At 63.3% G+C, this 13,901-nt stretch carries 11 protein-coding genes; 6 read left to right on the top strand and 5 right to left on the bottom strand.

The window, feature by feature from the left end; genetic code table 11:
- Window positions 1–63: 63 nt before the first annotated feature.
- Together D8W71_RS00470 and D8W71_RS00465 are read right to left on the bottom strand one after the other, a co-directional pair.
- Complete coding sequence (locus tag D8W71_RS00470) at window positions 64–1,173, bottom strand: NDMA-dependent alcohol dehydrogenase (protein ID WP_121110026.1); 1,110 nt, start codon at window positions 1,171–1,173, stop codon at window positions 64–66.
- A gap of 126 nt (window positions 1,174–1,299) precedes the next feature.
- Window positions 1,300–2,871 (bottom strand): sigma-54-dependent Fis family transcriptional regulator, encoded by a 1,572-nt coding sequence (locus D8W71_RS00465; protein WP_121110024.1) that lies wholly within the window; start codon window positions 2,869–2,871, stop codon window positions 1,300–1,302.
- 108 nt (window positions 2,872–2,979) lie between these two features.
- Between D8W71_RS00465 and D8W71_RS00460 the strand changes: the two genes are divergently transcribed.
- A complete protein-coding gene (locus D8W71_RS00460) occupies window positions 2,980–3,984 on the top strand; it encodes an aldo/keto reductase family protein (protein ID WP_121110022.1) in 1,005 nt (334 codons plus the stop codon).
- A gap of 139 nt (window positions 3,985–4,123) precedes the next feature.
- Entirely contained in the window at window positions 4,124–5,476 is a 1,353-nt protein-coding gene (locus D8W71_RS00455) for an NAD(P)/FAD-dependent oxidoreductase (RefSeq protein WP_121110020.1), read from the top strand.
- 127 nt (window positions 5,477–5,603) lie between these two features.
- On the opposite strand, the gene D8W71_RS00450 is transcribed toward D8W71_RS00455, so the two are convergent.
- The gene (locus D8W71_RS00450) at window positions 5,604–7,421 is read right to left on the bottom strand and encodes an NAD(P)-binding domain-containing protein (protein ID WP_121110018.1); all 1,818 of its coding nucleotides are present in this window, start codon (window positions 7,419–7,421) and stop codon (window positions 5,604–5,606) included.
- Between the two features lie 51 nt (window positions 7,422–7,472).
- Entirely contained in the window at window positions 7,473–8,378 is a 906-nt protein-coding gene (locus tag D8W71_RS00445) for an alpha/beta fold hydrolase (RefSeq protein WP_236077653.1), read from the bottom strand.
- A 68-nt stretch (window positions 8,379–8,446) separates the two neighbouring features.
- On the opposite strand from D8W71_RS00445, the gene D8W71_RS00440 reads away from it, so the two are divergent.
- Entirely contained in the window at window positions 8,447–9,220 is a 774-nt protein-coding gene (locus D8W71_RS00440) for an AraC family transcriptional regulator (protein WP_236077652.1), read from the top strand.
- Window positions 9,221–9,231: 11 nt separating this feature from the next.
- Here D8W71_RS00440 and D8W71_RS00435 read toward each other — a convergent pair whose 3' ends face one another.
- Window positions 9,232–10,395 (bottom strand): hypothetical protein, encoded by a 1,164-nt coding sequence (locus D8W71_RS00435; protein ID WP_121110016.1) that lies wholly within the window; start codon window positions 10,393–10,395, stop codon window positions 9,232–9,234.
- Window positions 10,396–10,604: 209 nt separating this feature from the next.
- Between D8W71_RS00435 and D8W71_RS00430 the strand changes: the two genes are divergently transcribed.
- Genes D8W71_RS00430 through D8W71_RS00420 form a run of 3 tightly spaced genes read left to right on the top strand, consistent with a single transcriptional unit; the run spans window position 10,605 to window position 13,783 of the window.
- Window positions 10,605–11,675 carry a 2,3-butanediol dehydrogenase gene (locus D8W71_RS00430; protein WP_121110014.1) on the top strand — a complete coding sequence of 357 codons (1,071 nt, stop codon included), beginning with the start codon at window positions 10,605–10,607 and terminating at the stop codon, window positions 11,673–11,675.
- A complete protein-coding gene (locus tag D8W71_RS00425; protein WP_121110012.1) occupies window positions 11,672–12,439 on the top strand; it encodes an acetoin reductase in 768 nt (255 codons plus the stop codon). The genes D8W71_RS00430 and D8W71_RS00425 overlap by 4 nt, the downstream gene beginning before the upstream one ends.
- 45 nt (window positions 12,440–12,484) lie before the next feature.
- Window positions 12,485–13,783 (top strand): GAF domain-containing protein, encoded by a 1,299-nt coding sequence (locus D8W71_RS00420; protein ID WP_121110010.1) that lies wholly within the window; start codon window positions 12,485–12,487, stop codon window positions 13,781–13,783.
- Window positions 13,784–13,901: the final 118 nt, after the last annotated feature.

The following is a 13,901-nucleotide window of genomic DNA, read 5'->3' as shown; positions in this document are numbered from 1 at the left end:
CGTCGCATGTGAACGAAAATGCATAGGGGTCTACGTATTTCCGCTCACATGCGCCGACGGCGCCTACAGGTGAATCACCCCGCGCATGTTCTTTCCGTCGCGTAGATCCTGGTAGCCCTCGTTGACCTGCTCGAGTGAGTACGTGCTGGTGATCAGTTCGTCGAGCTTGAGCTGACCGGCGTCGTAGAGCCGCAGGAGCCGCACGATGTCGTACTGCGGGTTGGCCGAACCGAACAACGTTCCCTTGATGGTCTTCTGGTTCAGCGTCAGGTCGGTGCCCGACACATGGACCGTCAGGGCCTCGGGATCGGCGAGTCCGGTGATGACGACGGTGCCGCCCTTTCCGATGGCTGCGGTGGCAGCCTGCACGACCTCTTCGTCGACGGTACCGACAAGAATCAGCGCCTGATCTGCGCCCTGACCCCAAGTCAGCTCGGTGAGCTTCTCCTGAGCCGATGCGGCGTCCGCGAAAGCGTGTGTCGCACCGAATTTCAGCGCCTGATTGCGCTTGAACTCGAGAGGGTCGACGACGAGAACATGCTTGGCTCCGGCATGCACAGCGCCCTGGACGGCGTTGATGCCGAGGCCACCGATGCCGTAGATGATCACCGAGTCGCCCGCGCGCACACCGCCCGCGTAGACGGAAGTGCCCCATCCTGAGGGCACACCGCAGCCGACGAGAACCGCTGTCTCCAAGGGCAACCAGTCGTCGATCTTGACGACGGAGTGCTGCGAGATCGTCGCTCGTTCGGCGAAGGTGCCGAGCATGCACATCGCGCCGAATTCGGTGCCCTTGCTGTCGCGACGACGGAATGAACCGTCGGGCATGCATCCTTCGAGGATCGTTGCGCCCATGTCGCACAGGTTCTGCCGCCCCGTCGAACAGTAGCGGCAGGTGCCGCAGTTCGGAATGAACGAGCAGACCACATGATCACCGGGTTTGACCTTGGTGACGCCTGGTCCGACTTCCTCGATGATCCCGGAGCCTTCGTGCCCGCCGACGATCGGGAAACGAGGTGGCAGATCACCGTCGAGCAAATGAAGATCCGAATGGCACAGCCCGGCTGCCACATACTTGATGAGGACTTCGCCTGGTCCGGGTCCGTCGAGTTCGAGCTCGAGGATCTCGAAAGGCTTGTGTGCTTCGAACAGTACTGCTGCTTTCGTCTTCACAGGGAGATCTCCTCGCGGTAGATGAATACGACGTGCCGGCAGCCCGCACCCCGTATTGCTGCATCTGCATGCATGCCTAGATCGTGACGCGCATCACGTCCGCGAAGTGTTCAGAAACTGGACGTTCTAATAGATGCCGAGTTCTTTCATGCGCTTGTACAGCGTGGTGCGGCTGATGCCGAGGCACTCGGCGGTGGCTGCCTTGTTGCCTCCACAGCGTGCGAGTTCGTGGACGATAGCGTCGCGCATCGCGGCGTCGAGGGCCGTAAGCCGACTGGAGGCACCTTTCCCGCTGGGACGGACGAGGTCGCGTTCGGTGATGTCGCCGACGGACCGGCGGGCAGCTGCGTCCGTGACCTCGTCGCGGAGTTCGCCGATGTTGCCCGGCCAGTCGTAGTCGATCAGCGCCCGCATGGCGGCGGGTGTGAAGCGGGCGCGGGATCCGATTTCTGCCATCATGGCGCGGACCAGGTCGGGGATCTCGTGGCGACGAGACCGCAGCGGCCCGAGCTCGAGTGTCTGCGTACACAACGACAGTAGTTGGCGATGCTCGGGAGCGGGCGCGTCGTGAGTCGAACCGGAGAGCGCAAACCAGCCGTGGGCGGTCTTCAGAATCGAGTGCAACCGATGCGCGACGGCTGCGTCGGCGAGATGTACGTTCTTCACCACGACGTCGCGGCCGGCGGAGACCTCAGCCGCGATGTCGGTCAGCCATGTCGACGGCGCCGAGGTGACCAGGTCGGCAGCATCGAACCAGCGCGGACTGCGCGCGGCGGTCAGGCGCGTCAGCGTCGTCGACTTCCCTGTTCCTGGTTCACCGACGACGCACAGAGACTTCGAGACCGGCGTCGACGCCCGCTGCCGAAGGGGCTCGTCGCGCATGTCGACTTCGATGACGACGCCGGTCGCCGACACCGGCCGCTCCCATCGAACAGTCACCTGCACACCTGAATTGAGCGTGACGGAATCGATGATGCCGCTGCGACGAATCGAATCGTCGGTGAGCGAGCGGAGCGCGGCATGGTCGATACTGTCGACGAGGTGTGCGGCAGCGGTGTTCTCGAGCAGGAGTTCGTCGCCGATCGCGATCACCGGCGCCCCACGGCGTCGAGCAGAACTGTGTTGGAACGCCTGAAACAGCCGTTGCTCGCCGCTGCGAGTCTCCTCCAGCAATCTGCTCTGTATGTCCTGAGCTGAGTGGACGAGCATCGGCTCGAGAAGTGGATTGTCCTGGGATGCAGCGAAAGTGATATCCAGGACGCCTTCGATGTGCTTGGTGATCGGGTGGAAGAGCGGATAGCCGTAGCAGCCGAAGCCCTTCATCGACTCCATGTAGTGCTCGTCCCCGCGTACTGCGAGCGGTGCGCGGAGTTCGAAGGACGTCGAAATGGAATTGGTGCCCGACGCCTCCTCGGTGAAGGACCTGCCGACGACCGCGCCGACGCCGAAGACCTTGTCGCGAAGTTCGCGGGTACCGAACCGAAGGTCGACGAGACGAGCATCGCGATCGGCCAGCATCACGCAGTAACCGGACCCGTCGAGCACGCTTTCCATCCGGTCGAGAATCGGGTTGGCGGCGGCGAGGAGGCGACTGCGGCGGTCGACGTCACGCAGGCTCGATTGTTCGAGGGAATGCGCAGGTTCCAATCCGCTCGACGCAGAGCGTTGCCAGGACAAGGCGATCTGTTCACGGACCACGAAGCGCTCCTTGGCATCTACTCTTCTACCCGACTCTAACTACCAGGGGCGGACGTGCGTGGCTGCTTCGACAACTACGGTCCTCGATTCGCGGGTAGCGTTTTTCTCATGGCTTACAGATACCTCGGAAACAGCGGACTCAAGGTCTCGGAGATCACGTACGGCAACTGGCTCACCCACGGCTCGCAGGTCGAGAACGACGTCGCCACCAAGAGCGTGCACGCCGCACTCGATGCGGGCATCACCACGTTCGACACCGCCGACGTCTACGCCAATGGCGCCGCAGAGACGGTGCTGGGCGAGGCACTGAAGGGCGGACGTCGTGAATCGCTGGAAATTCTCACCAAGGTGTACTTCCCAGTCGGGCCGAAGGGTCCCAACGACACCGGACTGTCGCGCAAGCACATCTTCGAGGGAATCAACGCATCGTTGCAGCGCTTGAACACCGACTACGTCGACCTCTACCAGGCACATCGGTACGACGTCGAGACACCGCTGGAAGAGACCATCGCCGCGTTCGGCGACGTCGTCCGCCAGGGCAAGGCTCTGTACATCGGAGTGTCGGAGTGGACCGCCGATCAACTCAGGCGCGGCCAGTCTCTCGCTCGGGAGAACGGTTTCTCCATCGTTTCGAACCAGCCTCAATACTCGGCTCTGTGGCGCGTCATCGAAGCCGAGGTGATTCCGGCGTCGAAGGAGCTGGGAATCTCGCAGATTGTGTGGTCACCGATCGCGCAGGGCGTGCTCACCGGCAAGTATCTACCAGGTCAGCCGCTTCCCGAGGGTTCGCGCGCCACCGACGACAAGGGTGGCGACAAGATGATTCAGCGTTACCTGAACGACGAAACCCTCAGGCGGGTACAGGAACTCAAGCCCGTCGCCGAAGGGCTCGGGGTGACCTTGGCGCAGCTCGCGGTCGCCTGGGTGCTCGCGAACGACAACGTCGCGGCTGCACTCGTCGGCGCCTCGCGGCCCGAGCAGATCACCGAGAACATCAAGGCATCCGAGATCACCTTGGGCGCCGATGTGCTGAAGAAGATCGACGACGCCTTGGCTGGATCCATCGAAACCGACCCGGCCAAGACCCAGTCCCCGGAGACTCGCCTGGCTTAGGCGGCTTCGCCGCCCGTGCGTGCGTAGTGACCGCCCGACGTAATTATTCACTCACGAGCGGTGACCTGGTCGTGAGTGAATAATTCCCTTTCTGTGTCACTACGCACGCACGGGGCGGAACGCCACTAAGGTGGCCTGCATGGCGACGTCGATTCAGCGCTTACGCAGGTCAGCTCCGCTCCCGAATGTCCCGGCCAAGGTGGTGGTCGTTGGGGGAGGGTTCGGTGGGTTCCACGCCCTTCGCCGATTGCAGCGGCTTCTCGAGCCAGAGCGGGCGACGCTGACGCTCGTCGCCCCTACCGACTACATGCTCTACAGTCCGCTGCTGCCCGAGGTGGCGACGGGTGTGCTCGATCCACGCGACATCGCCGTCTCCATTCGACAGACGCTCAGGCGCACCCGGACGGTGATCGGGCATGTGGCGAGCGTCGACTTCGCGGAGCATCGACTTCGGGTCGAGGGCCGCGACGGGGAGTCGGAGATCGAATGGGACAAGCTGATCCTCGCGCCAGGTTCGGTGACGCGTCAGTTCGACATTCCCGGTGTGGCCGAGAATGCGCACGGACTCAAGACACTCAGCGAAGCGACGTTCATCCGCAACCACGTTCTCGCGCAGCTCGATGCGGCGGATTCGTTGCCGGATACTCCTGCTGGACGCAAAGAGCGCATCGAACGGCTCACTGTCGTCGCTGTCGGCGCGGGATACACCGGCACCGAATTCGTGGCGCAGATGCAGAACTGGATCAAAGGTATTGCGACACGGTGGGCAAGCATCGATCCGAACGATGTGCGGTGGCTCCTGGTCGACCTCGCACCTGCCGTACTTCCTGAGCTGGGGGAGGACCTCGGCAAGGAAGCGCTCGGCGTGTTGAAGGAGCGCGGCGTCGAGGTGCGCTTGGAAGTGACGGTGGAATCTGCGACGCCCACCTCGGTGACGTTGACCGATGGAACGGTCGTCCCGTCCCGAACGCTGGTGTGGGGCGCCGGGGTCGCGCCCAGCCCGCTGATCGCAAAGCTCGGATTGCCGACGGAAAAGGGACGATTGACCGTCGACGCGGACATGTCGGTGCCTGGAGTTCCGGATGTCTGGGCCATCGGCGACGCCGCGGCCGTACCCGACATTGCAGCGGACCCGTCGAAACCGACCCCTCCGACTGCCCAGCACGCGCAGCGTCAAGGCGTACGGGTCGCTCGCAACGTGGCGGCGAGCCTGGGCGTCGGGAAGTCCAAGGATTATGTGCACAAGGATCTGGGGTTGGTAGCAGATCTCGGCGGATTCGACGGTGTTGCAAAGCCTTTGGGGGTACCGTTGAAGGGGCCGATCGCCAAGTTCGTGGCCAGGGGATATCACCTGTATGCGCTGCCGACCGCCGGGGCCCGGGTGCGTGTGGCGACCGATTGGCTCTACAACTCGATCCTCCCGACCCGGGTGGTCAACCTCGACCAGGTGCGGTCCGAGGATGCGCTGATCGCGAAGGCCCAGGGGCAGTAGGACGGCTCCGCCGCCCTGTGCGTGAGTGATTACCTCCCGACGTGACTATGCACGCACGACCCGGCCGTGGGTCGTGCGTGCATAGTGACGGCCCGCAGTAACTACGCACGCACGGGCGGCGTAGCCGCTAGCTCAGGTGATGAACCTCCTGGAGGCCGTAGACCGGGGTGTCGATTCCTTCGTAGCGGGCCTTGATCTGCAGCGCGAGGTACAGCGAATAGTGCCGGGACTGATGAAGATTGCCGCCGTGGAACCACAGGTTCTCCTGCTGCGTCGGCTTCCACATGTTGCGTTGCTCGCCCTCCCACGGGCCGGGGTCCTTGGTGGTGTCGGAGCCCAGTCCCCAGACCTTGCCGACCTTGTCGGCCGTCGCCTGATCGATGAGGTCGGCGACCCACCCGTTCATCGAGCCGTAGCCGGTGGCGTAGACGATCAGGTCGGCGGGAAGTTCACTGCCATCTTCCAGCACCACCCCGCTCTTGCTGATCCGAGAGACCTGTCCCGCAACGAGTTTGATCTTCCCGTCCGCGACGAGTTCGGATGCACCGACGTCGATGTAGTAGCCCGATCCGCGACGCAGGTACTTCATGAACAGGCCTGATCCGTCGTCACCGAAATCGTGTTGGAATCCTGCCTTCTCCAGTCGGTCGTAGAAGTCCTTGTCCTGCTCCGCGATCTGTTGGTACACCGGGATCTGGAACTCGTGCATGATCCGGTACGGCAACGACGCGAACGTCAGATCGGCTTTGCCCGTCGTCATCCCAGCTTCCACTGCACGCTCGGAATACAAGTCGCCCAGCGCGATCTCGCACAGCGAATCGGACTTGACGATGTGTGTGGACGAACGCTGCAGCATCGTCACGTCCACCCCGGTTTCGTAGAGCGCCTTGCAGATGTCGTGCGCGGAGTTGTTGGAGCCGACGACGACGACCTTCTTGCCGACATAGGCGTCGGGACCCGGGTGCTCGCTCGAATGATGCTGCTCGCCTTCGAATTCGTCCATCCCGGGGAAGTTCGGCACGTTCTTCTTGCCGGACATTCCGGTGGCCATGACGAGCTGCTTCGGATGCAGGATCACTTTCTCGCCGTCGCGATCGAGGACGACGGTCCATTCCTTCGCCGCCTCGTCGTACGTCGCGGACTTGGCCGTGGTGCGGCTCCAATACGGAACCTCCATGACCTTGGTGTACATCTCGAGCCAGTCGCCGATCTTGTCCTTCGGCGCGAACACCGGCCAGTTCGCGGGGAACGGCAGGTAGGGGAGATGGTCGTACCAGACGGGGTCGTGCAAGCACAGACTCTTGTAGCGGCCTCGCCACTGGTCGCCCGGACGGTTGGCCCGATCGACGACGATGGCAGGAACGCCGAGTTGGCGGAACCGAGCGCCGAGAGCGATGCCGCCCTGGCCGCCGCCGACGATCAGCGCATAAGGCTGAACTGTGTAGCCGAGTTCCTTCTCCTCGATCTCCTTGTTCTCGGCCCAGTTCTTGGTGTCGGCATTCGATCCGTGCACCGCGCCCTTGATGCGCGAATGCCCCTGACGCTCCTCATGCCCTTTGAGTTCCTGCATCGTCGTCAGGAGGGTCCACGCTTCATCTCCTTTGAGACGCAGATGCCCCTTTCCGCGGCTCGTCGCGGTTTCGAACTCGATCCACGCCGAGGTGACGCCATCGGCCTCGTCGGGTGTTTCGGTGGTGTGGAAGTTCGACGGATCGGTGTCGTCCAGCCGCTCGGCCAGCATGCCCTTGATGCCGTCCCTGCCCTCGACGGTCTTGAGGTTCCACGTGAAGGTCACCAGGTCGCGCCAGAAGCTGTCAACGGCGAACTTCGCGGCAACGCGGTCCAGATCACGGGCTTTCAGGGCTGCCTCGAAGTCGCCCAACCAGGCGTCGACCCGTTGCTGCGGGGTCTGCGTGTGGACCGGCGGTTCGATGGTCTGAGTCATGCGTGGCTCCCTCGTCGTTCGTGTCGTGTGCTGTGACCCAGCACACTCCATTTACGGCGTTCGGTCGAGAGTTGCAGTGGGTTGCACGTGACCCGCATCACTGGCGAAGTTTGCGATCAACGACGCGAGTTCCTCGGGTTTGTCCTCCGAGACCCATGTGCGGGAACCAGTCACCACCGACAATCGGGTGTCGGAGAAGTCCTCGACCAGGCGTTCTGCATGCTCCAGGGGAAAAAATCTGTCGTCCGACGCCCATGCCACGAGAACCGGTTGACTCACCTCGCCGAACAATCGGGCTGCATCGAGGGTGTAGCGAGAGTCCACCGACTGGAGAAATCGCACCAAATCCCGCCGTACACCGCGGTCGAGCACGGGTGTGGAGTAGTGGTCGAGGAGATCATCGTCGATTCGTCGATGACTCAGACCGCCGTATCCGATGGGGGAGCGGACCAGAAGACGTCGAAACAAGGGAATTCGGATCAGTGTGCCGAGCAACTCGAACGCGGCCGGGACCTTCGCCAACCAGCACAGATACGCGAACATCTTCGGTGGAAAGTTCTCGTAGGCGTCGCAGGGTGTGAGGACCACGCGGGCGATTCGCTCGGGGTGAGAAGTGATCACCAACTGGGTCAGCATCCCGCCGCCGTCGTTGCCGACGAGTGTGACGTCGTGGAGATCGAGCCGCTCGATGACCTCGGCCACAGAATCGGCAAGGCCGGTCGGGGTGAGGTCTGCATCGTCGTTCATCGGCGACGAATGAGATCCGAACGGCCAATCGGCGGTGATACAGCGATACTCGTCGGCCAGCAGTGGCACGACCTTCCGCCACACGGCCGCGTTCGCCAGCATCCCGTGGACGAACACGATCGGTCGTCCCGCGCCGCGTTCGTACACGCGGATCCTGCCGCCTGTCACGTCGACCATTGCCGAATCACCCAATGACGGAACCAGATCCATGTGTCGAACCACCTTCGAGAGTTTGTCGGGTCTTCCCCTTGGCGGGGCTTGGTGCAAGCATGTCTTGCATGACGCCACGCGCGCTTCCGAAATCGTGCTGTCCGGCGACGCTCTGGTTGTGGGCAGGCCGTGCCGTGTATTCGGGTCCCTCGCTCGAGCTCGACTTCCACTCGGGTTCGGTGCTCTGTTTCGCCGCGGGCGTCGATGCACCGTTCCGGCTGCATGACGACCGTGGTGGTGTGTGGACTGTGCGCAGCGCTGCCGTGGCTCCTCGTACGGTTCATCGAGTCGAGTCGACGGGTGAACGAATGTTGTTCGCCTACAGTGATCCTGGCACTTCACGCGCCGACAGAATACTCGACACCATGGCGATGCGGATCGGCGGAATCGGGCTGACGCACACTGCCGAGGCTCGAATTCTCGATGCCGTGAACGTCGACGATCCCGACCCGCATGCACTCGCGGAGTTCATCAGCGGACCCGAGCCGCGGCTGCTCGACGACCGTATCCGCGAGGCGATGCAGATCGTGCGTACCAAGCCGGGAGCAGTCGTCGCGGCGTCGGATCTGGCCGCTGCGGTGAATCTCTCGACATCACGCTTTCTGCACCTCTTCTCCGCGGAAACGGGAACGAGCTTCAGGCGGTATCGGCTGTGGGCTCGGATGTTGCACGTGGGTGAGGCGGTTGCCGACGGTAGGGATCTGACCAGAGCGTCGGTCGAAGCCGGATTCGCCTCACCCTCGCACTTCAGCGATTCGTTCCACGCCATGTTCGGGCTGTCCGCCGCAGCGCTGCTGGCCACGGGAACGAACATCGTCGTGATCGATCGCGACCTGCGATAACCCGTCGAGCATCAGTGCCCTGCGCTGACACCGTCCTGAAGAAGCCTGCGCAACCCCAACGACTGGAATCCGACGACGTAGATCAGCGTCCACAGCACCAGCCAGTCGACGAAACCGAGAGCGTTGCCGCTCAGACCGGTGGCAATCTCGGGTTCGTGCAGGATGTGTTCGGCGCCGAAGCGGTAGTAGAGAACGAAGGTTCCCAACGCCAGCACGAACGTCAGTACTGCGCGCACTGCCGGCGCACATCGGTTACCGAAACCGTTGGCCCAGAAAATCATCCAGAATGCCCAGCACACACCGATCTGCGCCGGAAACTGATTCACGACGCCACCCAGCTCGTCGGTCGCGCCGGAACCCAACAGAAGCTTCGCGAGCGGGACCATGAGGAAATAGATGGCGGTACCGAGCAGGACGTTGCCGACCGTCGCCGCCAGTGCTGTCTTTCCGCCCCCGCCGAACAGCTTCCATGGCCAGTTGTCGAGTGTCTGCCCGGTCAGAATCACAGCGACGACCATCGAGTAGAACCAGCCGAGCACGGTGTCCACCGTCATCAACGGATTCGTCGCGCTCAACGACACCGACGGCAGTCCGAAGACGAAGTACAGGGCGAGAGTCGGGACGGAAACGAAGGCGATCTCGCACAGGCCGATGAGCGGTTGCTTCGCCGGAGCGGAGCCTGCGGAGTGACCACGTGACAGCAGTGCCGTCCACGGCCAGTGCTGCCAGTTCAACACCACCATCACCCAGGTCGCGAACCCGAACAGCACGAACAGAGCGCCGGCGAAGTATCCGAGTCCACCGTCGCGGGTTCCGGCGAAGTCGGGAAACAGCGAACCGACGCCGCTGCCGAGGAGCCAGGTCACCGCAACGGCGAACACCCCCGTCGATCCCAGAATCGCGAAGCCGCGCCATGGTTGGCCGAGCTTGTCGAATCCCGCGAATTCACAGTCGAATCCGATGAAGACGATGAACAGGATCGCCCAGAAGAGTGCAGCGTTGAACGGGAGGGGGTAGAAGTTCCACGGGCTGGTCGTCGGATCGGCGAGGAGGTACCAGCTCGCCAGCGAGACCGCCACGACCACGACGAGATTGGCGACCCCGAAGGCGAACCAACCGCCTCGTCGCGATACCTCTGGTGAAACGTCCTGTGCGGGTACAACAGTTGCGGTCATGATCTGCTCTCCTAGATGGTGTCTACGCGTGGAGTCGCCGCAACTATGAGCTGGATCACAAGGTCTGCGTCAGGGTTGCGGAGGGTTGCAGAAAGCGTTCAAGGCGTCTGGATCGGCCCTGCCTCTGATGCAACGCCCTGCAACCCTGTTGCATGTGCGTCAGGTCACATAGACATACGTGCATCGGCTACTGAACGAGGAGAAACGCGATGCGCGCAGCTGTGTACTACGGACCGAACAAGGTGGAGATCGCCGACGTGCCCGAGCCGTCGCCGGGGGAGGGCGAGGTCAAGGTCAAGGTCGGCTACAACGGTATCTGCGGCACCGACCTGCACGAGTACTACGCCGGACCGATTTTCATCCCCACCGAACCGCACCCGCTGACGAACCAGCAGTTGCCGCTCGTGCTCGGCCACGAGTTCTCGGGCACCATCACCGAGATCGGAAAAGGCGTGACGGGTATGAAGGTCGGTGACCGTGTCGCCATCGAACCGCTTTACCGATGTGGCCACTGCGGTCCTTGTCGGGCCGGAAACTACAACATCTGTCAGCAGATCGGCTTCCACGGACTGATGTCCGACGGAGGGATGGCCGAATACACCGTCGTGCCGACGAACATGATTCATCATCTTCCCGAGAACGTGTCGTTGGAGTTGGGCGCACTGGTCGAACCCATGTCCGTTGCTTTCCACGCTGCGACGCTCGGTGAACCGAAACCCGACGACACCGCAATGGTGTTCGGCGCAGGGCCGATCGGTATCGGCCTGTGGTTCGCGCTGCGAGGCAAGGGCCTGGACGACGTCTATGTCGTCGAGCCGTCGCCGACCCGTCGGGCATCGATCGAAGCGCTCGGCGCGAAAACTCTCGATCCGACGGCGCTCGACGTCCCTGCCTTCATCGCCGACACCACCGACGGCCGCGGCGCCGACGCCATCTACGATGCGGCGGGAGTGCAGCCCGCAGTCGAGACTGCACTCGGCTGCATCGGCGCGCGTAAGCCGCTGATCAGCGTTGCGATCTACGAAAAGCCTTTGATGACACCGCTGCAGAAGATTGTCATGAACGAGTCCCGCATCCAGGGATCGCTCTGCTACACCTCCGCCGACTACGACGCCGTCATCGACCTGATGAGTCAAGGCAAGTACGACACGACGGGATGGGTCGACAAGATCGCCCTCGAGTCGGTCATCGACGACGGATTCGAGGCTCTCCACGCGGGCACGAAGATGAAGGTGCTGGTAGATCCTGCCGCTGGACGCGACAGCGAGGGGCAGGCATGAGCGTCGTACTCGTCACCGGTGGTGGACAGGGGATCGGCCGCGGCATCGCGTTGAGGTTGGCCGCCGACGGCCACGACATCGCGCTCGTCGATGTGAACTCCGGCAAGATCGACGACGTCGCTGCCGAAGTTCGCGAGATAGGAAGCAAGGCAACGACGTTCGTCGCCGATGTCAGTGATCGCGATCAGGTGTTCGCGGCCGTCGACCACGCGCACGAGGCGCTGGGTGGGTTCGACGTCATGATCAACAACGCGGGAATCGCCCAGGTGGCACCCATCGACGACGTGCGTCCGGATGACGTGCGGAAGATCTGGGCCGTGAACGTCGACGGTGTGCTGTGGGGAATCCAAGCTGCTGCAGCGAAATTCAAGGCTCTCGGACAGAAGGGCAAAATCGTGAATGCGTCGTCCATCGCCGGTCACGATGGATTCGCGATGCTCGGCGTCTACAGCGCCACCAAATTCGCCGTCCGGGCATTGACGCAGGCTGCCGCCAAGGAATACGCGGCGCACGGCATCACCGTCAATGCTTATTGCCCCGGGGTGGTCGGCACCGACATGTGGGTGACGATCGACAAGCGATTCGCCGAGCTTACGGGCGCGGCGGAAGGCGAGACCTACGACAAGTTCGTCGGCGGAATCGCTCTCGGTCGTGCGCAGACGCCCGAGGATGTCGCGGCGTTCGTCTCGTACCTCTCGGGTCCCGATTCGGACTACATGACTGGTCAGGCGGGTCTCATCGATGGTGGCCTCGTCTACCGCTGAGCCGACTTTGCACGTTCGACGTGATCTGGAGCACAATTGTCAGTGATGACTCAGTCGACAGGACCTGAACCTGCGCTGGCGGCCGGCGAGGACCCGCGCCGCTATGCGCAGATTCTCACTGCCGTCTACGACGCCACGATGACGGGCGGCAAGGCGCCAGCCAGGCCACGCGAGGTGATCGGTGATTCCTGGCGACGCCTACAGACGCTGGGGATCGACCCCGAGCAGCGCAGTGCCAACTCGGTGCAGATCGACGTGTCCGATCTCGAGCTCAGCCGTCGGGAATCGGGGTTGTTCGACATTCTCGACGACCTCGCCCGCGGCCTGGAGTCGGTCGTGCAGGACGGGGACAACATCCTTGTCGTCGCCGACCGACACGGACGGGTGCTGTGGCGCAGCGGTTCGACGGCGGTGTTGGACCGCGCGGACGGCCTGGGTTTCGTCGAGGGCGCGAGCTGGGCGGAGGACTCCGTCGGCACCAATGCGATCGGTACCGCGCTCGTGTCCCGGCGTGCAGTGCAGATATTCTCCGCGGAACACTATGTGCGCAGCCATCATCCGTGGACGTGCGCGGGTGCTCCGATCAAGGATCCGCGGACCGGGCACGTCATCGGTGCGGTCGACGTGAGCGGCCCGGCGAGCACTGTGCATCCGACGACCCTGGCGCTGGTCGACGCCATTGCCCGTCTCGCGGAATCTCAACTACGCGAACATCATCGGCAGAATTTGGACCGCCTCAGATCCGTCGCCGCGCCCATGCTCGCCCGGTTGCAGTCGCCCGCGCTCGCGGTGGACTCGAACGGTTGGGTGGCCGCGGTCGAGTCGGTCGCGCTGCGCAATCGGATACTTCTGCCGGAAGACCTTGCGACGGGACGGTTCTGGCTGCCGACGCTCGGCGTCTGCGATTTCGAGCCTCTTCCCGGCGGTTGGCTGGTTCGGCCGACCGGGGCGCAGGACGACGGATCGCCCTCCGAGACCGGGGTGGCCACGACGGTCAGTATCGACCTTCGGCACCCCCAACAAACCCGCGTGCACATCCGCAGTGAGATCGGCGAATGGACGCACGAACCGACGCCGAGACATGCAGAGATCCTGTACCTGCTCGCGGTGCATCGCGAGGGTCGAACCGCAGCCCAGATGGCCGCGGACCTCTTCGGCGACCACGGACGATCGATCACTGTCCGCGCCGAGATGTCGCGGCTTCGCAAGCAGCTGTCCGGCATCGTGCTGACCCAGCCGTATCGGTTCGACGAATCCACGATCGTCGACCTGCAGCTCCCCGCGAACATGAGCAGGTTGCTGCCGCACTCGACGGCGCCTGCGATTGTCCGGCTCCGCCTGTGAGTGCGTAGTTACGGCGGAAGGTAATTATGCGCGCACGACCCCGGCTCTGGTCGTGAGTGCGTAATTACGGCGGAGGGTAACTACGCGCGCACGGGTGGCGAAGCCACATAGTCTTACG

It is taken from the genome of Rhodococcus sp. P1Y (assembly GCF_003641205.1).
GTDB lineage: Bacteria > Actinomycetota > Actinomycetes > Mycobacteriales > Mycobacteriaceae > Rhodococcoides.
Note: the sequence above shows the minus strand (reverse complement) of the source record. Positions and strands in the feature narration are given on the sequence as shown.